The organism is Sandaracinus amylolyticus, from assembly GCF_000737325.1.
Lineage (GTDB): Bacteria > Myxococcota_A > Polyangia > Polyangiales > Sandaracinaceae > Sandaracinus > Sandaracinus amylolyticus.
This window is the reverse complement of sequence record NZ_CP011125.1, coordinates 2,346,874-2,369,581: the sequence shown is the minus strand read 5'-3', so window position 1 is coordinate 2,369,581 and position 22,708 is coordinate 2,346,874. Positions and strand designations below refer to the sequence as shown.

18 protein-coding genes are annotated in these 22,708 nt (G+C 70.7%); 6 read left to right on the top strand and 12 right to left on the bottom strand.

Going from position 1 to position 22,708, the window contains the following annotated elements; genetic code table 11:
- Nucleotides 1-179: 179 nt before the first annotated feature.
- The 7 genes from DB32_RS09940 to DB32_RS09910 all read right to left on the bottom strand — a co-directional run bounded on the left by DB32_RS09940 (nt 180) and on the right by DB32_RS09910 (nt 8,777).
- Nucleotides 180-1,601: a hypothetical protein gene (locus DB32_RS09940; protein WP_157068907.1), complete on the bottom strand. Its 1,422-nt coding sequence runs from the start codon at nt 1,599-1,601 to the stop codon at nt 180-182.
- A gap of 53 nt (nt 1,602-1,654) precedes the next feature.
- Nucleotides 1,655-4,570, bottom strand: a complete 2,916-nt coding sequence (locus DB32_RS09935) for a TonB-dependent receptor domain-containing protein (protein ID WP_083457281.1) — start codon at nt 4,568-4,570, stop codon at nt 1,655-1,657.
- A gap of 74 nt (nt 4,571-4,644) precedes the next feature.
- On the bottom strand, nt 4,645-5,091 hold the full coding sequence (locus tag DB32_RS09930; protein WP_053232183.1) for an ExbD/TolR family protein: 447 nt from the start codon (nt 5,089-5,091) through the stop codon (nt 4,645-4,647).
- Between the two features lie 3 nt (nt 5,092-5,094).
- Nucleotides 5,095-5,529 (bottom strand): ExbD/TolR family protein, encoded by a 435-nt coding sequence (locus tag DB32_RS09925; RefSeq protein ID WP_053232182.1) that lies wholly within the window; start codon nt 5,527-5,529, stop codon nt 5,095-5,097.
- Nucleotides 5,530-5,559: 30 nt separating this feature from the next.
- Nucleotides 5,560-6,300: a MotA/TolQ/ExbB proton channel family protein gene (locus DB32_RS09920; protein WP_053232181.1), complete on the bottom strand. Its 741-nt coding sequence runs from the start codon at nt 6,298-6,300 to the stop codon at nt 5,560-5,562.
- A gap of 48 nt (nt 6,301-6,348) precedes the next feature.
- Entirely contained in the window at nt 6,349-7,149 is an 801-nt protein-coding gene (locus DB32_RS46560; protein WP_053232180.1) for a hypothetical protein, read from the bottom strand.
- A gap of 269 nt (nt 7,150-7,418) precedes the next feature.
- Complete coding sequence (locus tag DB32_RS09910; protein ID WP_053232179.1) at nt 7,419-8,777, bottom strand: serine/threonine-protein kinase; 1,359 nt, start codon at nt 8,775-8,777, stop codon at nt 7,419-7,421.
- A gap of 135 nt (nt 8,778-8,912) precedes the next feature.
- Between DB32_RS09910 and DB32_RS09905 the strand changes: the two genes are divergently transcribed.
- Complete coding sequence (locus tag DB32_RS09905) at nt 8,913-11,315, top strand: TonB-dependent receptor domain-containing protein (RefSeq protein ID WP_169791398.1); 2,403 nt, start codon at nt 8,913-8,915, stop codon at nt 11,313-11,315.
- Complete coding sequence (locus tag DB32_RS09900) at nt 11,315-12,286, top strand: hypothetical protein (protein WP_053232177.1); 972 nt, start codon at nt 11,315-11,317, stop codon at nt 12,284-12,286. The genes DB32_RS09905 and DB32_RS09900 overlap by 1 nt, the downstream gene beginning before the upstream one ends.
- Here the strand turns inward: DB32_RS09900 and DB32_RS09895 are convergent.
- From DB32_RS09895 to DB32_RS09885, 3 genes are all read right to left on the bottom strand, one after another.
- On the bottom strand, nt 12,255-13,805 hold the full coding sequence (locus DB32_RS09895) for an O-antigen ligase family protein (RefSeq protein ID WP_157068906.1): 1,551 nt from the start codon (nt 13,803-13,805) through the stop codon (nt 12,255-12,257). The two genes, DB32_RS09900 and DB32_RS09895, sit on opposite strands and share 32 nt — an antisense overlap.
- Nucleotides 13,786-15,150: a hypothetical protein gene (locus DB32_RS09890; protein WP_053232175.1), complete on the bottom strand. Its 1,365-nt coding sequence runs from the start codon at nt 15,148-15,150 to the stop codon at nt 13,786-13,788. Before DB32_RS09890 ends, DB32_RS09895 begins: the two co-directional genes overlap by 20 nt.
- A 172-nt stretch (nt 15,151-15,322) precedes the next feature.
- On the bottom strand, nt 15,323-16,804 hold the full coding sequence (locus DB32_RS09885) for a hypothetical protein (protein WP_053232174.1): 1,482 nt from the start codon (nt 16,802-16,804) through the stop codon (nt 15,323-15,325).
- Nucleotides 16,805-16,930: 126 nt separating this feature from the next.
- Between DB32_RS09885 and DB32_RS09880 the strand changes: the two genes are divergently transcribed.
- Both DB32_RS09880 and DB32_RS09875 read left to right on the top strand, forming a co-directional pair.
- Nucleotides 16,931-18,349 (top strand): serine/threonine protein kinase, encoded by a 1,419-nt coding sequence (locus DB32_RS09880; RefSeq protein ID WP_053232173.1) that lies wholly within the window; start codon nt 16,931-16,933, stop codon nt 18,347-18,349.
- Nucleotides 18,346-19,338, top strand: coding sequence for a LysM peptidoglycan-binding domain-containing protein (locus DB32_RS09875; protein ID WP_053232172.1), 993 nt, complete (start codon nt 18,346-18,348; stop codon nt 19,336-19,338). Before DB32_RS09880 ends, DB32_RS09875 begins: the two co-directional genes overlap by 4 nt.
- Nucleotides 19,339-19,342: 4 nt before the next feature.
- Here DB32_RS09875 and DB32_RS09870 read toward each other — a convergent pair whose 3' ends face one another.
- Both DB32_RS09870 and DB32_RS09865 read right to left on the bottom strand, forming a co-directional pair.
- A complete protein-coding gene (locus tag DB32_RS09870; RefSeq protein ID WP_169791397.1) occupies nt 19,343-20,341 on the bottom strand; it encodes a prolipoprotein diacylglyceryl transferase in 999 nt (332 codons plus the stop codon).
- A 35-nt stretch (nt 20,342-20,376) separates the two neighbouring features.
- A complete protein-coding gene (locus tag DB32_RS09865) occupies nt 20,377-21,333 on the bottom strand; it encodes a LysR family transcriptional regulator (protein ID WP_169791396.1) in 957 nt (318 codons plus the stop codon).
- A 30-nt stretch (nt 21,334-21,363) separates the two neighbouring features.
- On the opposite strand from DB32_RS09865, the gene DB32_RS09860 reads away from it, so the two are divergent.
- Nucleotides 21,364-22,152: an SDR family NAD(P)-dependent oxidoreductase gene (locus DB32_RS09860; RefSeq protein ID WP_053232169.1), complete on the top strand. Its 789-nt coding sequence runs from the start codon at nt 21,364-21,366 to the stop codon at nt 22,150-22,152.
- Nucleotides 22,149-22,691, top strand: coding sequence for a nuclear transport factor 2 family protein (locus DB32_RS09855; RefSeq protein ID WP_053232168.1), 543 nt, complete (start codon nt 22,149-22,151; stop codon nt 22,689-22,691). The genes DB32_RS09860 and DB32_RS09855 overlap by 4 nt, the downstream gene beginning before the upstream one ends.
- Nucleotides 22,692-22,708 lie beyond the last annotated feature (17 nt).

Genomic DNA, 22,708 nt, shown 5'->3' with positions numbered 1-22,708 from the left:
ATCAATCTCCGGCTCGACGAGATCTGGCGCATCGGAATAGCGCCTGCGTCGGCGAACCGGAGGCCCTGGCCTCGATGACATCCGGGTACGAATCTCGCGAGGAACGAAGAAGCCCCCGTGAGCACAGCTCACGGGGGCTTCTCGCACGCTGCACTCGCGCGCGAGTGCAGCTCACTCGCTCACTCCGCGGGGTACGCCGTCCAGCCCTGCGTCCAGTCGCTCGCCGCGTCGCGGATCGCGCCGATGAACGTGGCCGTCGCGTCGATGCCCGTGCCCGCCGGCGTCGCCGCACCGCTCGTGAGCGCCGCCGCCGGAGCGAAGTTCGGCGCCGTGAGGTTGTACGGCATCGAGAGCATCGGGTTCGTCTCGGTCTGGTTCATCGCGCCCGCCATGCTGAACGCGGTCTGCGCTGCGCCGCTCGAGAACGCGACTCCGTTGTTGAAGAAGATCGAATTTTCGACCTCGAGATCACCACTCGCCGCCGCCGCCGCGCTGGGATCCGGAATCGCCGGCAGCGGGCCGTCCCCGTCGGGGTCGACGGTCGCCGGAATCTCGACGCCGGCCTCGCCGAAGCCGACCACGATAGCGTTGAAGATGTGACCGTGGGTGCCGCGGCGGAGGACCATACCCACGCTGTTCGTCACTGCGGCGTTGTTCGCGCCGACGACCGTGAGGTTGTAGACGGTCGGCTCGGAGATCGGCGCGGCGGCCGGCGACGCGCGGAGATTGTCCGCCTCGATGCCGTTGGGATCCGCCGACGACGAGTTGCCGCGCTGGATGATCGCGAACTGCACGCTACCGGTGTAGCCCTGGTCCCAGTCGAGACCGTCATCGTCCATGCTCGACGCGACGACGTGGCGGAGGTTCACCGTCCCGCCGAACATCTCGAACGCATCATCGAGACCGTTGTGGACCTGGACGTAGTCCACGACCGTGCCGGTGCCGCACGCACCGAGCGTCAGCCCGTTCAGCTCGTTGTCCTCGCCGATGACGTCGCCCGCGTACTCCACGCGGACGTAGCGGAGCGTGCCGCAGTTGTGCGCCGCGTCGGTGCCGCCGTACACACCGCGCTCCTCCGTCGCGGGCAGCCCCTCGATGTTGTCCTCGCCGCCTTCGACGTTGATCGGCGCGCGGCCGAGGAGGACCACGCCGCCCCAGTCGCCGCGACCACGCGAGCCTTCCGCGCGCGACGAGGTGAACACGATCGGCGCCTCGGCGGTGCCGTCGGCGACGAGACGCGCGCCGCGCGTGATCACGAGGTGCGAGCCGTCGTCCCCGAGGATGCGGGTGCCGGGCTCGATCGTGAGCACGGCGTTGTTCGTGACGAACACCGGCGCGGTGAGGCGGTACTCGTTCGCGCAGGTCCAGGTCGTGTTGGTGCTGATGTCGCCCGAGACCGTGGTCTCGCCCTGCTCACCGCATTCCGGGGTGTTGCCGCCGTCGTTCTCGTCGCCGCCACCGTCGACCGGGTCGTTCCCACCGTCGACGCGGCCGGAGTCCGGCGTGCCGTCGCCACCGTCGTCGTCGCCGCAGCCCATCAGCCCGCCGGCCCCCATCAAGCCAAGCGCGAGCACCGTCGCAAGATACTGTCGCTTCCTCATGTCTTTATCTCTCGCCTTCTTTGGAGACCGTCACAATCGACTCCCGCGCGAGATCACGGGGAGTACGACGCACTGAGGACCACGGTCGTCCCGGGCTGATAACCCGTGACGACGAACCCGCCCTGGGTGAGGTCGATCCGCTGGAAGAGCAGATTCCGACCCGACAGAGAGAGTCCGAAGGTGTCGTCGACGTCCCAACGAATCGTCGCGTCCACCGTGTGCCAGGGCTGCTGATACACGTCGGGAATGCCCTGGAGCCCGACATCCTCCAGCCTCGGGCCGAAGACGTTGTAGTAGGCGTAGAACGAAAGGCCCGTATCGGGAGGCGTAAAGCCGAGTGACACGTTGATGACGTAGGGCGGCTGTCCAGCGAGGGGACGCTCGCTGTTCGTCGCCTGATTCCGCTGCTCGTCCGTGAGGCGAGCGCGGCTGTAGACGAGCGTCACGTTCGTGCCGACGCTGATCCAGTCGAGCTGGGGTACGATGTGGCCGAGGTGCACCCGCGCCTCGATCTCCGCCCCGTAGTTCTCCGCGCCCGCGATGTTCGAGTAGCTGAGATCGCCCGCGCTCGTCACGATCGTCTGCTCGATCGGGCTCTCGAACACTTTCGCGAACCCGGAGACCGCGAGCACTTCGTTCTCCGACGGGAACCACTCCCATCGAAGGTCGAAGTTGTGGATGTAGGTGCGCTCGAGATCGGGATTGCCAGTGATCGTGCGGCGCCGGACGAAGTCGACGAAGAGAAACGGCGCGAGCTCACGCACGAGCGGGCGCGCGACCGTGCCTCCGTACGAGGCGCGGACGAACATGTTGCTGATCGGCTCGACTACCACCGACGCCGACGGGAGCGGGTCGACGTCGGTACGCCGCGTTCCGGTGATCTCGTCGTCGGGCCCGGCGAAGACGGGACGCGACTCGACGATCTGGCGGAACGACTCAGCACGGACGCCGCCGGCAATCCGCAGCGCCGAGATCGGGCGCCACTCGAGCGACGCATACGCCCCGAGCAGCGTCTGGGACGCGTAGTAGCTGTCGTCGTCGCGGGACGTCTCGGCGATGCGAAGTGCGCTCTCGAGGCTCTGCGGGCCGAACAGCTCCTCCGGCGGGAGGAGCGCAGTCTCGGGCGGAGCGCTCAACGAGAGGCGCCAGTTGAAACGGCGCGTCTGGAAGTCACGCTCGGTGCGGCTCGCGAGGCCTCCGAACCGCGCCTCGAAGTGCTCGAACGGCACGGTTATGTCGAGCCCGCCGCCGTACGTGACGTCGTCGAGAGTCGAGTAGAAGCGCTGGCCGCTCGACGCGCTCGGAGCCCATCGCGCGACCCCTTCCTCGCTGATCACGTAGCGGAGATCACGCAGGTCGGGCTGGTCGCGCTGGACGCTGCTCAGGTTGAGCTGCCAGTTCAGCCGCGAGGTCCCGAAGAGGTGCGTGTGCTCGCCGAGGAGCTGGCCGAATCCGAGCGTCCGCTGCACCCACGAGATGCGGAAATCGCGAATGTCCGAGTTCGTCGTCTCGCTACGGCCCGAGATGATCGCAGCGAAGTCGTCGGAGTTCTGACTGAACAGGCCGACGAGCGTCACGTTGTGGTGCTCGGCGAGCTCATAGGTGACCGTGCCCAGCGCGCTGAGCTGGGCGACGCGGCGCACGCCGTCTTGCTGGAGCGATTCACGCAGCGTGACCGAATCCGGATCTTCGGGATCGCGGAGCTGGACCGACGCGATGATGTCGGGGAGCGGGCGCTCGGAATATCGATATCCCGCGACGACCAGATAGCCCAGCAGATGACCGTCGATGTCGACCGTGTCGCCCATGCTGAATCCGCCGCTCAGGTTCGGCCAAGACGTGCGCTCGCCCACGCCCCACGTGTTCGGGAACGACATCGAGGCATCGCGAAGCTGGTCGCCCGTGATGTCGCGCGACTGCAGATCGGTGTCGCGCACCAGATCGGGCAGTGCGCGAGTTCCGTCGTCGAACGCGAGGAAGTCGAGACCACCGGACTGATATCCGAGCGTCTCCTGGAACGAGTTCTCCGAGTTGATGCCGAAGCTCAGGTTCAGGCGCAGCTGGAAATCCGTCGGGTAGCTCTGCGTCTGGATGTTCATGAGCCCACCGGCCCACGCGCCGGGCACGTCCGGCGTGAACGTCTTCCGCACCGTCACGCTCTCGAGCAGCGAGGCGGGGAAGATGTCGAGCTGCACACCCGCAACGTCGGGATCCGTGCTGGGCACGACGACGCCGTTGAGCATCGTGCTCACGTACCGGCTCCCGAGGCCGCGGATGTAGACGAAGTCGTCGCGGGTCGTGACACCGACCATGCGGCGCACGACCTCGCTCGCCGTGCTGTCCGGCGCGCGGCGGATCTCTTCGCTGGAGATCGCGTCCTGCGAGCCCACTGCTTCACGCCGCATGCGCAGCTGCGACGCGGCGGTGCCGCGCTCCGCGCGGACCTCGATCACGATCTCCTCGCCCGTGGTCGTCTCCGAGCTCAGCTCGAGCTCGATCGTCGTGCACTCACCGCGCGTGACGACGACGTCGTCGACGCGCGTCGGCTGGTACAGGTCGTAATACGAGCGAAGCGAGTACGTGCCGGGCGGCAGATCGATCGCGAATCGACCGTCGTAGTCGGTCAGGACGCGAGCCCCGCGACCGACGACGATCACCGGCGCTTCGATCATCGTCTCGCGCGTCTGCGCGTCGCGCACCACGCCTTCGACGCCGGTGCCGCTGCAGTGCGGCGCGTCTTCGGCGAGCGCGGCGTCGATCTCCGCCTGCTCGGCCTCGCTGATCGCTGCGTCGTCCGGTGCAGCGACCTCGGCGGGCGGCGCTTCGTCCTGCGGCGCTTCGTCCTCGGGCGTCACCGGCGTGTCACCGACTTCGTCGCTCTGAGCGAGCGCGGGAGTCGTGACACAGAGCGTCGTCACAATTGCGAGGACACACCTCGCCCAGAGCGTCGGATTCACGACGGCACGCATGGAACCTCGGAGGTGGATCGATAGACGTCGCGGCGATCAGTCCGCGAACCGGATAGACAGCGGGAGCTCTGCGTTCAGCGCGCGTCGGCGAGCGCTTCGGTCGCGACCGCGATCGTCGTCGCGCCGGCGCCGCGGCACGTGTCGAGCACTTCGACCGCGCGGCCGTACGGAGCGTCGCTCTGCGCGTCGAAGAACACCGTTCGGTCTCCGCGCGCCGCGAGGACTCGACGCAGGCGCGTCTCGAGCTGCGCGAGGGGCACTTCGTCGCGATTGATCAGCACGCGACCCGCCGCGTCGACCGTGACGACCGGCGGTCCGTCGTCGCTGGGCGGCGGCGGCGTCGCCTCCGCTTCCTCGGGCTCGCTCGGCAGGTGGATCCAGAACTGCTTCGCGAGCATCGGCGTGATCACCATGAAGATGATCAGGAGCACGAGCACCACGTCGACGAGCGGCGTGACGTTCATGTCGGGCTTGCTGCGCCCCTTCTTCCCGCCCTTGCCGCTGGAGACCTCGAACGCCATCGCTCAGCCCTCGCTCTCGCCTTCGCCGCCGCGCTCACCCACGCGGAGCGAGACGCCCGGCAGACCGATCTGCTGGCACATGCGGAAGAGGCTGCGGACCTCTTCGTAGCGGAGCGTCGAGTCGCCGCGCAGGATCACGCGGCGCGTCGGCTCCGATGCGTGGATCTCGCGCAGTCGCGACTCGAGCGCGTCTCGCGGCATCTCGTCCTGCTCGAGGAACAAGCGACGATCCGCCGTGATCGAGACCGTGATCGGATCCGTTCGGCCGCGCGGATCTTCGTCGACGTGGAAGATGCTCGGCAGGTCGACGGGCGCGTCGTTCTCCATGCTCGGGAGGACGACCATGAAGATGATCAGGAGCACGAGGACGATGTCGACGAGCGGCGTGACGTTCATCGCCGGGCTCGGTCGCGATCGCTTTCCACCGAAGCGCTTCATGCTGCGTGCTCCGTGCGTGCGAGTCGTCGCTCAGACGGCTTCGGCGGTCGCGAGCTCTTCCGACGGAGTCGGCGCGCGGCGCGTGCCGCTCTCGCGATAGGTGCTCACCGGCTCGCTGACCTCGAGGCGATCCGCGAGCTCGCTGCCTGCGTTCGTGAGGCCCATCTCGAACCGCGAGATACGACCCGAGATCCAGTTGAAGACGAGCACGGTCGGAATCGCGACACAGAGACCGTAGCCCGTCACGATCAGCGCCTCGCCGATCGCCGCGCCGATCGTGCCGATGCCGCCCGAGCCGCTCGCCGCGATCATCTGGAACGCGTTGATGATGCCGAGCACGGTGCCGAGCAGACCGACGAAGGGCGCGGTCGAGCCGGTCGATGCGAGGACGTTGAGGCCGCGGTTGAGCTCGTCGGACGTCGACTCGCCCTTGCGCTCGATCGCGCGCCGCGCGAGCTCGGCCGCGCGCTCCGGCGCGTCGCCGGCCTTGCTGCGGTCGAGGAAGACCTTGAGCCCGGTGTAGAGCACCAGCGCGAGGTGCGACCCCTTCGCCTTGCTGGCCTCGTCGAAGAGGCGGCTCCACTCGCCCTGATCCATCAGCGGCGCGGCCTTCGTCGCGAACGCGCGCGAGACGGCCTGCGAGCGGAAGAGCAGCACGAGGCGATCGATCGCCACCGCGATGCTCGCCACGGCCTGCAGCGTCAGCACGATGACGACGATCCGGACCGGGAGCCCCATCTCGTGCCAGAGCTCGAGAAGATTGATGTTCATCCTGATACCTCGGGTGAGCGGAGAGTCGGAGTCAGCGTGCCAGTCGCGTCAGAGCGTGACTGCGATGGTGATCGGGAGCGTGTGAATCGCGGAGTAAGCAGATCCGTCCGCGAGGCGAGCAGGCTGGAAGCTGCTGCGCTCGACCGCGCGCACGATGTTCTCGTTCGGGATCAGCGGGTGTCCGCGCAGCACGTCGACGCGCATCACGCGTCCGTCCTCCGCGACCGTCACGCGCACGACCACCGTGATCCGCGCGATGCCCGCGGTGCGGACCTCGCTGGGGATGTCGAAGTTGCGCGCGATCTCCTCGCGATCGACCTGCGGCGGCGTCGAGCCCTCGATCACGCGCTGCGGGCCGCGCGGGCGCGCGGGCTGGGGCGCCGGAGCGGGCGTGGGCTCCGCGACGACCGCCGTGCCGGTGCCGCCGGGAACACCGCCGATCACACCATCCGGCGTGCCGTTGGGGTCGCCTTCTTGCTCCGGTCCGAACGGATCGTCGGGCGGCGCGAGGGGCGCATCCGATTCCTCGGGGCGCTCGTCGGGGATCTCGTCGGGCTGCTGGAGCTCGGGTCGCGGACGACCCAGGCGCGCCGGCGCTGCGTCGGGCGGCGGAGGCGTCGCGACCTCGACCGGGGGAGGCGGCGGTGGCGGCGGCGGCTCGGGAGCGGGCTCGGGCGGTGGTGCGAACTCCACCTGCACGAGCTCCTCTTCGACCACGACCTGACGCACCATCGCGCTGGCCGCGACGACCGCGCCGCTGATCGCTCCGAACACGAGCACGGACGCGCCCAGCGAGAGGCCGAACCGACCGCGCCCTCCGGAACCGCTCTTGCCGAAGTCGTCGAGCATTCGTCTCCTCCGGTGGCGAACCCCTCCGGACGCGGCGCGTTGTCGCAGGCGTCCGTGGCGGACGTGTGACGCGCGAGTGGCATCGCGTGTCCCCTGCGTCGCAAGAGGCGCAGCGTGTGTCGGAGCGGCCCGATCCGAGCGAGCGCGGCCGCGCGAGACCCGCCCGTTCGGCGTGGCCTCGCACCGAACCGAGATCGTCCCCGGGGTCGACGGCGATGGATCGTTTCGGTGACGAGCGCGCCTCACGAGCGCGGCGCGCGCGACAGCGATCAGAGGATCAGATCACGCAGCGCGTTCGCGATTAGCCCGAGCACGACGAGGGCGGTGACGATCGCAGCGCCCATCGCGAAGCGCGGGCGTCGATCGACGAAGAGGCCCATCTCGCGCGTCGACCGCTTCATGAACGTCACCGGGCACTGCACGCGACAGCGTCCCTCGAGGATCGCCTCGAGCTCCGCGATCATCTCCTCCGCGCTCTGCCATCGCGCGGCGGGATCACGCGCGAGCCCGCGGCGGCAGAAGTGCGCGAGCTCCGCAGGGATGCCCTGCGGGTTCGCGGGATGGGCGGGGAACATCGTGTGGACGTTCTCCGGCTCCTGCGCGCGGATGGCCTCGAGCAGCTCGCCCAGCGAGCCGCTCGTGCTGCTGCGGTAGTGACGCAGGCCGAGCAGCTCGTGGAACACGAGGCACGCCGAGTACAGATCGCTGCGCGCGTCGAGCTCGTCGTTCTTCCCCGCGGCCTGCTCCGGCGACATGTAGAGCGGCGTCCCGATCAGCGCGCCCGCGTGGGTCTCGCTCGCGCGCGAGGGCGTCGCGCGCATCTCGTCGGGGCTCATGCGCTGCGCGTCGTCGTGCGCGCCGACCTTCGCGATGGGCCGCGCCACACCCCAGTCCATCAGCACGACCTCGCCGTAGCGGCCGATCATGACGTTCGCGGGCTTCACGTCGCGGTGCACGACGCCGCGCGCGTGCGCGTACTGCAGCGCGCGCAGCAAGCCGACGAAGATCTCGACGCGGCGCGTGATGCCGTGATCGGCGATCGCGCGCGGATCGCCGGCCTGCAAGCGCGTGACGATCGACTCGAGCGTCTCGCCGTCGACGTACTTCATCACGAAGAAGTAGCGACCGCTCTCGTCGACCCCGACGTCGTGGATCGGCACGATGTTCGGGTGCTCGAGGTTGCCGATCGTGCGCACCTCGTCGACGAAGCGCGCGACCACCGCGGGCCCCTGACCGAACGTCGCGCGCAGGCGCTTCATCGCGACGTTGCGACCGATGTCGCGATCCTCGACGAGCGCGACCTCGCCCATCCCGCCCTCGCCGAGCGAGCGCACGGTGCGATATCGCGGACCGCTCGTGGGCACGAGGCGCACGCCCTTCCCTTCCGCCTCGACGCGCGGCAGCACCGACGTGGACGTCGACGTGACGCGCGGCGCGCTCGCCCCCTCGGCGACCTCCGGGAGCGGCGCGGCGAGCGTCTCGCCGAGCGCGACCGTCGCGTGCAGCGCGCCGGGGAGGCTCGCGTCGGCGGCGGTCTCGCCGAGCGCGAGCGGTGGGCGATCGCTCGCGCGCGGCACTTCGTATCCGACCGTCGTGTCGACCGACCCCTGTCGCTCGCGCTGCTGCATGGCTCGAGAGTCTCGGGCGCGGGGCCCCGGGCGCAAGCCCTACGCTCTTTACGAAATCGCGCGATGGGCCCAAAGTGCCGAGCCGTGTGTGGGAGACCTCGCGGGTGGCTCGCGTCGCTGCTGTTCGCGCTGGCCGTGGTCGTCGCGAACGCAGCGCACGTGAAAGCGCAGGACGCGCCGGCGGACGACGCGCCAGCCCGACCGAGCCCACCGCGGCTCACGCAATTCGTTCCGAGCGATCCGCCCGAGGGGCTCGAGGATCGCGACGCCGCGGTCCTCTTGGAGATCACCGTCACGGCGGAAGGCACGGTGTCCGACGTGCGCGTCGTCGAGGGCGCGGGCGAAGGCCTCGAGGCGTTCGACGAGCGCGCCATGACCGCGGCGCGCGTGTTCGTATTCGAGCCGGCGCGAGTGGGTGAGCGCGCGATCGGGGCGCGCATCCGATATCGCTACGTGTTCGAGGCGCGCGTCGTCGAGGAGCAGATCGAGCCCGCCGCGGAGGGCGACGCCGAGGCCGAGACCGAGACCGAGACCGAGACCGAGGCCGAAGGCGAGAGCGCGGCCGAGGCCGAGAGCGAGACCGAGGCCGACGCGCCGGAGGACCCGGAGCCCGTGTTCCGCGCGCGCGCCGAGGTCGAGCCCTCGCCACGCGACGCCGTGCGGCGTGTGCTGCGCCGCGAAGTGCTCACGCGCATGCCGGGCACGCGCGGCGACGCGCTGCGGGTCGTCGAGCTGCTCCCGGGCGTCGGGCGCCCTGCGTTCGGCGGCGGCGTCCTGCTGGTGCGCGGATCGGCGCCCGGTGACAGCCAGGTGTTCCTCGACGGCAATCCGGTCCCGCTCCTCTATCACTTCGGCGGACTGACCTCGTTCTTCAATTCGCAGCTCCTTCAGCGCATCGAGTTCGTCCCCGGCAATTTCTCGGTGCGATACGGGCGCAAGATCGGCGGCATCCTCGAGGTCGATCCGCGCGATCCGCGCTTCGACGGATTCCACGGGTTCATCGATCTCAGCGGCGGCATCGACGCGTCGATCATGCTCGAGGGCCCGATCGACGAGGACTTCGCGTTCGCGCTGGCGTTCCGGCGCAGCTACATCGACGCGGTCCTCGCGCTCGCTCAGGACAGCCTCGGAGACGACGCGCCGGACTTCCTCACTGCGCCCGTCTATTACGACTATCAAGCGCTCGCGACCTGGACTCCCACCGACGCCGATCGAATCCGACTCGCGATCTACGGCAGCAGCGACGAGCTCCGCCTCTTGCTCGCGAATCCGTCGGACGGCGACTTCGCGGTGCGCGGCAATCTCGGCATCTCGACGCAATTCCATCGCATCCAGATCGGATGGCGGCACGTCGAGGGCTGGCTCGAGCAGGACGTGCAGGTCGGCTTCGGGGTCAACCTGCTGGAGCTCGGCGTGGGCGACGCGTTCCAGCTCGACGGCGAGTTCTTGCCGCTGAACATCCGCAGCGAGTGGCGCATGCAGCTCTCGCCGAGCGTGCGGACGATCGTCGGCATGGACATGCAGATCACGCCGCTGAGCCTGCTGTTCCGCGGCCCGCCGACCGCCCAGTCGGAGGGCATGCCCGCGATGCCGACCGACGAGCGCATCGACTTCGCGATCGACGACGTGGTCGCCTATCGCCCGGCGGCGTACGTCGAGACCGACGTGACGCTGTTCGAGCGGCTCGATCTCGTGCTCGGCGTGCGCGCCGACTACTACCGCGAGATCGAGGAGCTCACGGTCGATCCGCGCATGACCGCGCGCGTGCGCCTCACCGATCAGATCGCGCTGCGCACCGGCGTCGGCCTCTTCTCGCAGCCGCCCGAATTCCAGGAGAGCGTGGAGGATCTCGGCAATCCGGACCTCGAGCCGATCCACGCGCTGCACGTCGGGCTCGGCGGTGATCTGCGGCTCCCGGAGCACGGGATGTCGTTCTCCCTCGACGGCTTCTACAAGCACCTCTGGGATCGTGTGGTCGCGACGCCGCGCGGCGTCGCGCCGTTCTTCACGAACGACGGACTGGGGCGCATCTACGGCCTCGAGGTCGCGGCGCGCATGGAGCCCGATGGGCCCTATCCGCTCTTCGGGTTCCTCTCGTACACGCTCTCGCGCAGCGAGCGACAGGACGGGCCGGGCCAGGAATGGCGCCTGTTCGACTTCGATCAGACGCACATCCTCACGCTCGCGCTCGTGTGGCGCATCGGACAGGGCTGGGAGCTCGGCGGCACGTTCCGGCTCGTGAGCGGCAATCCGTACACGCCGATCGGCGGCGCGATCCAGGACGTGCGAACGAGCACCTATCGCCCGATCTACGGCGCGGTGAATTCGGATCGGAATCCGTTCTTCCATCGCCTCGACGTGCGGCTCCAGAAGCTCTGGAGGATCGGGGACGTGTCGCTGACGTTCTACATCGACGTGCAGAACGTCTACAACAGCACGAACCCCGAAGGGCGCATCTACAACTACGACTATTCCGAGTCGCGGGATCTGCCGGGATTGCCGATCCTCCCGTCGATCGGAATCCGAGGAGAGCTCTGATGTCGGCGCGCAGCATCGGAGTCGTCCTCGCGGGAGTCGGCCTGTTCGGAGCGTCGATGTCGCTCGCGTGCGGGCCTTCGCTCGACCCGCCTTCGGTCGTGGATCGCACGCGCATCGTCGCCGCGCGGGTGTCGGTCGTCGATGCGCCGGAGATCGCCCAGCCCGCGCCGGGCGACGCGATCGTGATCGAGTGGATCACGATCCGACCCGCGGGCCCCGAGGAGATCGCGGCGACGCTGGTCGCCTGCGCGCCGCTCCCGGGCTCGACCGGTGCGCCGGCGTGCACGCCGGGAACGATCGTCGTGCTCCCGCCGCGCGCGCCGAGCATCGAGCCGCTGCGCACCGAGCTGGTGGTGCCGGAGGGCGCGGGGCGCGAGCTGCTGATCACCGGCGCGGTGTGCGTCGGCGGCGGCACGCCTGCGCTCGTCGACACGGGCGACGTGCCCGAGTGCGAGGGCGGGCCCGAGGGCGAGCGCGCGGAGCTCGTCGTGCTGAACGTCCCGCTCGCGACGGGCGAAGCCGCGAACCGACATCCGTCGATCGCCGACGAGGCATGGACGCTCGCGGGAGACGCCTGGGATCCGCCGAGCGCCGAGCCGCCGCTCGACGGATGCGCCGAGCTGGAGATCCCGCAGATCGATTCGAGCGAGCGCGCGGACCGCACGATCACGATCACGGCGAGCGACGCCGATCGCGAGACGTACGTCGCGGTCGAGGGCGATCCTCCGGCGAACGTGGACAAGCGCGAGGTGCTGCAGATCTCGCACTTCGCGACGGCCGGCCGCTTCGAGCGCACGTTCAGCGCGGTCGACGACACGACGACGCAGGACCCCGCGATCGAGATCGACTGGGCGCTGCCCGAGATCGACGAAGTGCCCGAGAGCGGGCTGCTCGTGCGGTTCACCGCGGTGGTGCGCGATGGCCGCGGCGGCGTGGACGTCAGCGAGCGCGTGGCGTGCGTGGTGCCGTGAGCGCCTCGCACACTTCGCGCTCCGTGCGCGGGCGCCGGTGTCGCGGGCGCAGCGCGACCATCTCGTCGAGCAGCGGCAGCGCGTGCGGGCAGTCGCCCTCCGCGAGCAGCGTCTCCGCGAGCCTCGCGCGCGACGTGTAGTCGCCGGGGTCGAGCCGCGCCGCGGATGCGAGCGCGGCAGGAGTGCCGTGCGCCCGCAGCGCGAGCGCCTGGATCTCGATCGCACGATGGGTCGCCGCGAGCATCAAGCCCGTCGCGAGCACGATCCCGATCCAGCGCGGCGCGCCCCACACGCGCACCTCGCGATCGACGGGCGGCGCGAGCAACACCGCGAGCACCGCGAGCGGCGCCGCGATCTGCAGCACCGAGTCGAAGAGCACGAGCGGCACCGTCGCGCCGAGGCACGCGGCGCACACCGCGCGAAGCGATCGATCCTCGAGCCGCGCGATCACCACGATCAGCGCGATCCCACACGCGAGCCCGCTGACGACGCCGAGCGCGCCGCGCTCGATCGCCAGCGCCGCCACGTCGCTCGTGAGGAGCCGACCCGTGTGCTCCCACGCATCCGCGAAGAACGTGGGATCACCGGACGGGCTGACCGCGGGATACTCGACGGCCCAATTCCCCGGGCCCACGCCGAGCCACGGATGCTCGTGGATCAGCGCGCGCGACGCGTCGATCTGCACGAGCCGCCCGTGGCCGCTCCCGCCGCTCGCGTCGACGAGCCGCTCGAGCGTGTCGCGATACGGGTGCGCGCTGCGCCACGCGAGCGCCGGTCGCGTCGTCGCGACCGCGACGATCCCGCTCGTCATCGCGAGCGCGCTGCCGAGGTGGCGCGCGCGACGACCACGATCGACCACCGCCCACACCGCCAGCGCGATCGCCCCGATGCCCAGCGCGAGCCAGCCGGCGCGGCTCCGCGTCACGACGATCGCCGCGCTCGCGAGCGCGACGACGAGCATCGCCGCGACCCGCCACCGCGCGCGCGACGACACGATCGAGGCGCGCCACGCGAAGGGCACGACGATCGCGAGCACGTGCGCGACGGTGTTGCGCTGCCCGAGCGTCGCGCCCGGCGCGCGCCCGTACGACGACATCCCGGCGATCGCGCCGTACGTCTCCGCGAGCGTGATCGCCGCGAGCGCGCCCGCCGCCGCGATCACCCAACCGCGCGCGCGATCCCGCGCGTCGTCGTCCTCCTCGCGCAGCGCGATCGCGAGCGCGACGCCCGCGACCGTCAGCGCCGCGAGACGCGCGCCGATCCACCCGTTCGTCGCGCACGCAGCGCTCGCGATGGCGGCGATCGCGGCGAGCCCCATCGCGACATCGAGCACGTCCCAGCGCACGCGCCGCGCGAGCCCGCCGATCGCGAGCGCGGACGCCGCGATCAGCGCGAGCTCCTTCGGCAGCTGATATCGCTCGAGCGAGAGATCCGCGAGCGGCGCGTACACGAACATCGTGGTGATCGCGGCCGCCGCCGCGACCGCCGCGATGCCCGCGCTACTTGCAGGTCGGATCACAGGACCGGCTGTAGCTGCGGCACGAGCCTCCGGTGCACGCGCCCTGGCACGCCGCCATCGTGCGGTGGAACGTCGTGGGCTCGCCCTCGGTGCGGCACGCGGCGCCGACCGCCTCGCTCATCACGACCTCGCGCGTGATCGCGTCGCGCGCGACGCATCCACCCGCGCTCGAGCAGAGGTCGTGGCACGTGCGCACGCGGAAGCAGGCTGCGCACGAGCACGAGTTCCGATACGCCGTGCTGCCGAAGCAGAACTCGGTGCACGCGTAGACGGGATCCGTGTAGCGCAGCATCTGGTACTCGGTGTCCCCGTCCTGCCGGACGAGCTGCACCATGTCCTCGTCGTGCACGCCGACCGCGCCGTGCATGATCTCGTGGAAGATCGTCTCCGAGAGCTGCGCGTCGGTGCGCCCGTCGATCAGCAGCGTCATCTGCAGCGTCTCGCCCTCGAGCTGACAGGCGAGACACCAGCGCCCGTAGTAGCCGCAGCCCGAGCCCGTCGCGCACTGGAACGAGCGCGCGCTGTTCCACATGAGGCCGATCGCGATCAGGCTCCGCGCGCGCACGTCGCCGCGATCCGCGCCCTGGTTGAGCAGACAGTCGAACCCGCGCTGGATCACCTGGCGCATCAGTCGATTGAGGCGCTCGCTCGTCGCATCGTCGCAGTCGCCGACGTCGCACGAACCGCCGCCACCGCCATCCTGCTCGAGGTGCTCGTCGGTGATCCGGGTCTCGCTCACCGTCGTCAGCACGCCCTCGACGAGCTCCTCGCGCGTCTGCCACTCGGAGCCGTCCGCACGGCGCTCGATGATCGTCCGCTCCTCGACGTCGCGGCTCGACGGATTGCGGAACACACGCTCGAGGCGTCCCGCGCCGATCGTCTCCTCGATCTCGAAGAAGGTGTCGTCGCGCTCGACCTCGTCGTCCGCGTGGAGTCGCCCGCGCATCACTCCGTCGCTGCCGCGCGTCCACTCCGCGAGCGTGACGATCACCGGCACGAAGCCCTCGAGCTCGAGGTCGTACTCGACGTCGATCTCGCGCACGACGCGGCTCTCGACGAGCACACCGCCCTCGATCACGCGCTCGTAGCGCACGCACCCGAGCGGCCCGAGCGGCACGCTGATCTCGCCGTCCTCCCACACGTCGATCCGCTCGATCGCGGCGGCGAGCGTCTCCTCGGTCGGCGTGTCGTCCTGCGATCCCGCGCAGCGGAAGAACGCGCCGTCCCACTCGGGCTCCGACGCGTCCTCCTCCTCCATCGGCGCGCTGGGCTCGCACGAGCAGCCCACGGCGAGCAGCGAGCACAACACCCCGATCCACGCACGACGGACCTCGAGCCCTCGCATCGGCTGCGACCTCCCACGACGACGCGACGCGTCGTCGTCCGGTGTTTGGAGGCGCGCCCCGAGATCCGTCTCAGTCCAGCTGGAGTGCTCGCCCGCTCAGGGACCGCACGCGAGCGTGCGGAGCACGTCGACGGGAGGGCCCTGAGCGGGCGAGCCGATGTTGGACACACTCTCAGCCGCGCGCGACGCGCGCGAGCGTCACGCGGATGACGTCGGGCAGCACGTCGCGCAGTCGCTCGACCACGATCTCGCGAGGGAGCGCGCGGCCCTCGGCGAGCGCGAGCACACACGTCGCATCCTCGAGCGCGCCGCGATCGGCGCGGGGCCTCGCGGTCACGTCCCGAGCGAGCGAGCGCGCGCGCACCGGATCTTCGCCCGCGCCCGCCGCGAGCAGGCGCAGCCGCGCCGCGACCGGATGACGCGCGGTGTGATCGTCGATCGCGCGATGCGCCGCGTGCGCGTCGTCGCGCGCGAGCGCCTCGAACGCGACGAGCGGCGCCTCTTCGTCGGAGGGAAGCCCACGCACCACGAGGCCCGAGACCTCGTTCGTCGGAGGCGGACGCCCGCCGTGCAGCGACGCCGCGGCGCGCGCGAGCCGCTCGACGTCGCGCGCCGCACGACGATCGCGCTCTTCTTCTCCGCGCACGAGCGCCGCGACCCGACGCGCCGCCTCGAAGCGCGTCGCCGCGAGACATCCCGCCGCGACCGCGACCGCACGATCGAGCCCCGCCGCGTCGCGCAGCACCGGCACGATGCGCAGATCGGTCGAGAGCGTCGCGACCTCGTCGACGCATCGCGCGCACGCTCCGACGTGACCCTCGCTGCGCGCGCGCGCCGCACCGCGCATCGTGCCGTCGACGAAACCGGCGATCGCCTTCTCGTCGAGGCATAGCGCCGTGTGCGACGCGTTCTTGCCGAGCACGCGCGCGCGCACGCTCCGCCACGTCGCCTCCGCCATCGTGCGCGCTGCGCGGAACGCCTCGTCGTCCTCGGTGCGCACGGCCGCGCGCGTGCGCTCCGCCGCGTCCGCTGCGCCGAGCACGATGCGGTACGCCTCGGTCGCGAGCTTCGCCGCGCTCTCGCCGCCCTTCTCGACCTCCTCGCCGATGCGCGCCGCGATGCGCTCGAAGCTCGCGACGATCACCGCCTGCGCCTGCCCGACCGCGCCCGCGATCTGCTCGCGATCCATCCCGCGAAGCCGCAGCCGCACCAGCGCGCCCGACGTCGGCGGCAGTCGCTCGAGCAGGTCGTGCACGAGGATCGCGCTCTGCTCGGCCTCGACGTCGCGCATGTGCAGGACCGGCGGCGTCGGGAAGAACGCGACGATCGACGCGCGCGTCGTGCTCGACTCGACCTGCCTCCGCGCGACGTTGCGCGCGACGACGCAGAGCCACGCGCGCAGCGAGCTCTCGCGCGGCGTCCACGTGCGCAGCGCCGCGCCGCCGTGTCGTGCGAGGTGATCCCACAGCGCGTCGCGCATCTGCTCGAGCTCGCGCTCGCTCTCCGCGGCGGTCCCGAGCTCGCGCAGCATCACGACCTCGGCGAGCGGTCCGTGACGCGCCTCGAGCACCTCGTAGGCGTCGCGATCCCCGCGGACACAGCCGTCCACGACGACCTCGTCGTCCGACTCGGAGTAAGGACGAGGCAACGTCACCGAGACTCGAATGCTGCGGGAGCGGAGCCCTTTCCGTCAACGCCGCGCGCGCGTTGCGAAGGGTGCGGAAACACCTGGGTTTCGTTGACAGTGCCCGACTCCGCTGCCACGATCGCGCCTCTCCTGATGGTCGATCGCATCGGCAATTGCCGCATCCTCGGCGAGATCGGCAGCGGCGGCATGGCCGTCGTCTACAAAGCGGTGCAGGAGCCGCTCGGCCGCCTCGTCGCGATCAAGGCGCTGAAGCCGAGCATCGCGGTCGACTCGGGGTTCGCGAAGCGCTTCGAGCGCGAGGCCCACTTCATGGCCTCGCTGCAGCACGAGAACATCCTCCACGTCTACGACTTCATCAAAGAACGCGGGACGATGTACATCGTCATGGAGTACGTGCAGGGCATCGACCTGTACGACCTCCTCGAGATCACGCCGCGTCTCCCGGTCGAGGTCGCATCGATCATCGCGCTGCAGGTCGCGCGCGCGCTCGACTACGCGCACTTCCGCGGGATCATCCACCGCGACATCAAGCCCGCCAACGTGATGATCAGCCATCACGGCGAGGTGAAGCTGATGGACTTCGGGATCGCGCGAGACGACAAGCTCAGCGATCTCACCGAGACGGGCACGGGCCTCGGCACGCCGAGCTACATGTCGCCCGAGCAGATCCTCGGCGACAAGCTCGACTTCCGCAGCGACATCTTCTCGGTCGGCATCGTGCTCTACCAGATGGTCACGGGGCGCAAGCCGTTCGTCGAGGACGACGCGCGCACCGTGATGCAGAAGATCCGGCTCGATCGCTACACGTCGCCGCGGAAGATCAACACGACGGTGCCGCGCGCGCTCGAGCGCATCATGGCGCGCTGCATGGAGAAGATGCCGGCGAACCGGTATCCGACCACGCAGGCGCTGATCGACGACCTGCAGGACTTCCTCGCGTCGCGCGTGCCGATCAACCACAACGCGCGGCTCGTCATGTACCTGCGCGAGGTCGGCACGATCAGCGACGAGCAGGCCGACGAGATCCTCGCCGCGAGCGCGCCCAACCGCGTGCGCCGCAGCGCGAGCGACCGGACGCTGCTCGTGCACAACTGGATGGTGCAGGGCGCGCTCTTCGCCGCGATCCTCGGCGGCGGCGGCGCGATCCAGGCGTTCAGCGGAAGGCTCGCCGGCGATCCCGATCAGTTCGCCGCGGAGAGCGGCGCGCCGGTGGTGCCACAACGCGCTGGCTATCTGCGCTTCGTCGTCGACCCGTGGGCCGAGGTGTACATCGACGGGCAGCACGTGCTGACGACGCCGAGCGCGCAGCGCATCGCGCTCGCGCCGGGGCGCCACTTCCTCCGCCTTCACAACCCGTACTTCCGCGGCATCGATCGCGAGGTGTGGGTCGAGGAGGGCGAGGTGCAGCTGATCGACGAGACGCTGGTCGAGGAAGAACCCGGCCACGCGACGACGCCCGCGCCGCTCGATCCCGGCGCGGTCCCTGCGGTGGGCGCCGACGGAGCGACCGCGCTGCCTTCGGCGAGCACGACGGGGGGCGGTCCAGGATGACGCGCCCGCTGCGCGCGCTCTCGTTCGTGCTGCTCGTGTCGCTCGTCCTGCTGGTCTCGCAGGAGGTCGCGCGCGCGGACTTCCCGGCGTACGTGCACGTCGTGCGCGACGGCGAGACGCTCGCGTCGATCGCGCAGCGCTACTACGGCGATCCGCGCCGCGAGAGCGTGCTCGTCGCGGAGAACGGGCTCACGACGCAGGGCGGCAGCGCGATCGTCGTCGGGCTGCGGCTCGTGGTGCCGACGGTGAACTACCACCGCGTGCGCGCCGGCGAGACGTGGGCGCAGATCGCGGACGTGCACTACGGCGACGCGCGCCGCGCGTACGCGATCGTCGAGGCGAACCCCGCGGTCGAGGGCTCGCAGCCGCCCGAGGGCGCCGAGCTGCTCATCCCCTACCCGCTGCGCCACGTCGCCGATCAGCGCGACACGCTCAACCACGTCGCGCAGACGTACTACGGCACGACCGACGGCTCGCGCACGCTGCGTCGCTTCAACTCGCTGCGCACGCTGCGGCTCTCGCGCGGTCAGGTGATCCTCGTTCCGCTCCCGGATCTCGTGCTGTCCGAGGAGGGCCGTCGCATCGTGTCGGAGCGCACCGGCGTGACGCCGAACGACGGCGAGGTCCGCGATCGACAGGCGCTGATCGGCGAGCAGCTGCCGCAGCTGCAGGACCAGGTGCGCGTCGGTCGCTACACCGAGGCGGTCTCGCTCGGCAACCGACTGCTCGGCGCAGGCGAGCTCACGGGCAACCAGGTCGTGACGATCCAGCGCACGCTCGCGGTCGCGTACGTCGCGCTCTCGCGCGAGGACCTCGCGGTCGAGGCGTTCCGCGAGGCGCTCGAGCGACAGCCGGACCTCGAGCTCGACTCGCGCCGGACGTCGCCGACGGTGATGCGCGCGTTCGATCAGGCGCGCGCCCAACGCGCGGCAGCGGGCGATGGTGGCGCGACGAGCGCCGCCGACGCGGGCGCGGCGACCGCGCCCTGACGCGTCAGCGCTTCGCGCCCTTCTTCTTCTTCGCGCCGCTCTTCTTCGCCTCGGGCGCGACGGCCTCGAGCTCCTCGCTCGGTGCGCTCTCTCGCGCGGGCTTGGCGGTCGTCGGCGTCGCGTAGGTCTCGGGCGCGCCGAGGCGCATCACCGGCACCGGCGCGCGCTGCTGCGCCTTCTTGCCCTCGAAGTAGAAGAACCCCGCGATCGGCACGAGCGCGAGCGACACGAGCTGCGACGTCGAGAAGCCGAACGCGAACCCGCGCTCGGGATCGTCGCGCACGTACTCGATCGCGAAGCGCCACACGCCGTAGAACATCGTGAGCGCGAGCAGCACCTCGCCGCGGAACGAGCGACGACGCCACATGAACAGCGTCACGCCGAGCAGCACGAACCCCGCGAGCGACTCGTAGATCTGCGTCGGGTGCACCGGGAACGAGTGCGCCGCGTCGTGCGCGAGGTCGTACTCCGCGACGTGGTGCGCCCATGCGGGCGAGCCGTTGCCGTCGGCCCAGTGCGGGAAGGTGCCGAGCGCGCGAAGCCACGAGGGCGCGTCGTCCTCGAGGCGCGCGCCGTAGTCGCAGCCGTAGAGGTAACAGCCGATCCGCGTGAGCGCGAGACCGAGCGCGAGCGTCGGCGCGGCGACGTCGGCGAACGAGAGCAGCGATCTCTTCTGCGAGCGCAGATAGAAGAGCGCGCCGAAGAAGCCGCCGAGGAACCCGCCGTACGCGACGAGCCCGCCGCCGCGGAGGTTCACGAGGTCCTGGAACGACTCGAACTCGCCGGGGTTCGTGAGGATGTAGAGCGCACGCGCGCCGACGATCGCCGAGACCGCGGTGACGATGAACGTGTTCGCCAGCGTCTCGCGCCCTTCGCCCTCGCGCTCGCCCAGCCACATGATCACGTACCAGGCGACGATCATCGAGGTCCCGAGCATCACGCCGTAGGAGTAGATGGGCAGAGCCCCCCAGGGCGTCGGGATCTCGAACAAGATCGGATGCATCGAGGGGCGACTCTTCATCGCGTGTGACGGGATCGTCAAGCTGTACGACCCGGCAGGCGCGCGACGGCGCGCACGCACGACACGAGCGCGCGCAGCTTGGGCTCGCTGCGCGCGGTGCGCGGGTAGTAGAGGTAGAGGCCGTCGAGCTCGACGGAGCACGCGTCGAGCACGGTGACCAAGCGCTTCTCCGCGATGGCGCGCGCGGCCTCGGGCTCGGCGACGTACGCGAGGCCCATCCCCTCTTCGGCCGCGGCGAGCAGCAGCTCGACGTCGTCCGAGATCGTCGGACCTCGCACGCTCACCTCGAGCGCTCGACCGCGCTCGCGCAGCGCCCAGCGATGCTCGCCTCCGTCGTCGCGGCGCCAGGTGAGGCACGCGTGCTCGACGAGGTCGCGCGGGTGCAAAGGTCGACCGCGCGTCCCGACGTACCGCGGCGAGCCGACCACGACCATCCGCAGCCGTCCGCTCAGCTGCACGCGCGTCATGTCCGCCTGGAGCGCGCGCTTGGGTCGCACGCCCGCGTCGAACCCTTCGCGAACGATGTCGACGTTCGCGTCGTCGACGACGACGTCGGTGCGCACTGCGGGGAAGCGCCGCGCGTACTCCGCGAGCACCGGCAGCAGACCGACGCGGCACGCGATGCGCGGAACGCTCAGCCGCAGCACGCCCGAAGGCTCCTCGCGACCGCGCTGCGCGGTGACGAGCGCGGTCTGCGCGGTCGTGATCGCCGGGCCTGCGTCGCGGAGGAGGCGCTCGCCCGCGGGCGTGACGTTCACGCTGCGCGTGGTGCGCACGAGCAGCGCGACGCCGAGCTCCTCCTCGAGCCGCGCGATCGCCTGGCTCGTCGCCGAGGGCGACATCCCGAGCGCGCGCGCCGCGGCGCTGAAGCTGCGGCGCCGCGCGACCTCGAGGAACACCGGGAGCTGCACGAGCCCGGGCGCGCGGATTGTTTCGCTCTGCTTCAGAGTGTCATCCGGATTCTTCGCATTCACGCCGCGACGGTAGCGCACCAGGTTCGCGTCATGAGCAACGAAGGTGAGCAGAAGGTGGCGTTGATCACGGGCGCGAGCTCCGGGCTCGGGCGCGCGATCGCGGAGCGGCTGGCGCAGTCGGGATGGATCGCCGGGCTGGTGGCGCGACGGCGCGATCGGCTCGAGGCGCTCGCGCGCGACATCGAGACGCGCGGCGGGCGCGCGCACGTGATCGTGGGTGACCTGCGCGATCGTGCGTTCGCGGCGGAGGTCGTCGACGCGCTCGTGGCGCGCACCGGACGTCTCGATCTCCTCGTCAACAACGCGGGCGCGCCGACGCCGGCAATCGATCGCGGGACCTGGGAGGTCGCCACCGACGACGCGTTCGACGACGCGTTCGCGCTCAACGTGCGCGCGATGTACCGGCTCTCGCACGATGCGCTGCCGCACCTCCGCGCGACGCGCGGATCGATCGTGAACGTCGGCTCCGCGGGCGTGGCGGCGAACCTGCCGATCGATCTCGTCTACCTCGCGAGCAAGGGCGCGGTGGAGGTGATGAGCCAGGGGATGGCGCGGAAGTGGGCGCCGCTCGGCGTGCGCGTGAACGTGGTCTCGCCGGGGCTCGTGCCGACCGAGATCTTCCAGGCGGCGGGGCTCTCCGAGGACGCGGCGCGCACCGAGATCGCGCGCGCGATCGGCACGCTGCAGCCCCTGCCGCGTATGGGTCGCGCGGAGGACGTCGCGAGCGCGGTCGCGTACCTCGCGTCGGACGCGGCCGCGTTCGTGACCGGCGCGGTGCTCGCGGTCGACGGCGGCATGGGCGTCGGAGGTGCGTCGTGAGGGCGCTCGTCGCGCTGCTCGGCGTGCTCGCGGGATGTGCGGGCGTCGCGACGCGCCCCGATGCGTTGGACCGGCTCGCGATCCGCGAGGTGCTCGATCGCGCGAGCGACGCGATCAACCACCACGAGTGGGATCGCCTCGAGACGACGTTCGCGTCGCGCATCGTGTGGGAGCGACGCTCGTCGGATGCCTGGCGGCTCGACGGACGCGAGGCGATCCGCGCGTTCCTCACCGGCAACGAGGAGCACATCGAGGTGCTGCTCTACGCCGTGTCGGCGACGTCGATCGAGCTCCACGATGCCGGGCACGCGACCGCGCGCTCGACGATGAGCGAGCACATCCGCGTGCTCGAGACCGGCGCGACGGTGCACGTGGTGGGCACGTACACCGACGAGCTGGTGCGCGAGGACGGCGAGTGGCGCATCGCGCACCGGACGTTCGTGCCGCGTTACGAGGAGGACGGGCCGCCGCCGGCGCGCCTCTGGTCGGACGGCGCGCCCACGCGCTCGGCGCTCGACGGGATCGTGGGATCGGAATAGCGATGCGTGTCAGGCTC

What these genes read in the sequence shown, in the direction of transcription:
- DB32_RS09930 (WP_053232183.1), bottom strand. Translation starts at nt 5,091, where the DNA reads ATGGCGTTCGAGGTCTCCAGCGGCAAGGGCGGGAAGAAGGGGCGCAGC.
- DB32_RS09925 (WP_053232182.1), bottom strand. Translation starts at nt 5,529, where the DNA reads ATGAAGCGCTTCGGTGGAAAGCGATCGCGACCGAGCCCGGCGATGAAC.
- DB32_RS09870 (WP_169791397.1), bottom strand. Translation starts at nt 20,341, where the DNA reads ATGCATCCGATCTTGTTCGAGATCCCGACGCCCTGGGGGGCTCTGCCC.
- DB32_RS09910 (WP_053232179.1), bottom strand. Translation starts at nt 8,777, where the DNA reads ATGCAGCAGCGCGAGCGACAGGGGTCGGTCGACACGACGGTCGGATAC.
- DB32_RS09880 (WP_053232173.1), top strand. Translation starts at nt 16,931, where the DNA reads ATGGTCGATCGCATCGGCAATTGCCGCATCCTCGGCGAGATCGGCAGC.
- DB32_RS09920 (WP_053232181.1), bottom strand. Translation starts at nt 6,300, where the DNA reads ATGAACATCAATCTTCTCGAGCTCTGGCACGAGATGGGGCTCCCGGTC.
- DB32_RS09935 (WP_083457281.1), bottom strand. Translation starts at nt 4,570, where the DNA reads ATGCGTGCCGTCGTGAATCCGACGCTCTGGGCGAGGTGTGTCCTCGCA.
- DB32_RS09890 (WP_053232175.1), bottom strand. Translation starts at nt 15,150, where the DNA reads ATGCGAGGGCTCGAGGTCCGTCGTGCGTGGATCGGGGTGTTGTGCTCG.
- DB32_RS09860 (WP_053232169.1), top strand. Translation starts at nt 21,364, where the DNA reads ATGAGCAACGAAGGTGAGCAGAAGGTGGCGTTGATCACGGGCGCGAGC.
- DB32_RS46560 (WP_053232180.1), bottom strand. Translation starts at nt 7,149, where the DNA reads ATGCTCGACGACTTCGGCAAGAGCGGTTCCGGAGGGCGCGGTCGGTTC.
- DB32_RS09900 (WP_053232177.1), top strand. Translation starts at nt 11,315, where the DNA reads ATGTCGGCGCGCAGCATCGGAGTCGTCCTCGCGGGAGTCGGCCTGTTC.
- DB32_RS09940 (WP_157068907.1), bottom strand. Translation starts at nt 1,601, where the DNA reads ATGAGGAAGCGACAGTATCTTGCGACGGTGCTCGCGCTTGGCTTGATG.
- DB32_RS09875 (WP_053232172.1), top strand. Translation starts at nt 18,346, where the DNA reads ATGACGCGCCCGCTGCGCGCGCTCTCGTTCGTGCTGCTCGTGTCGCTC.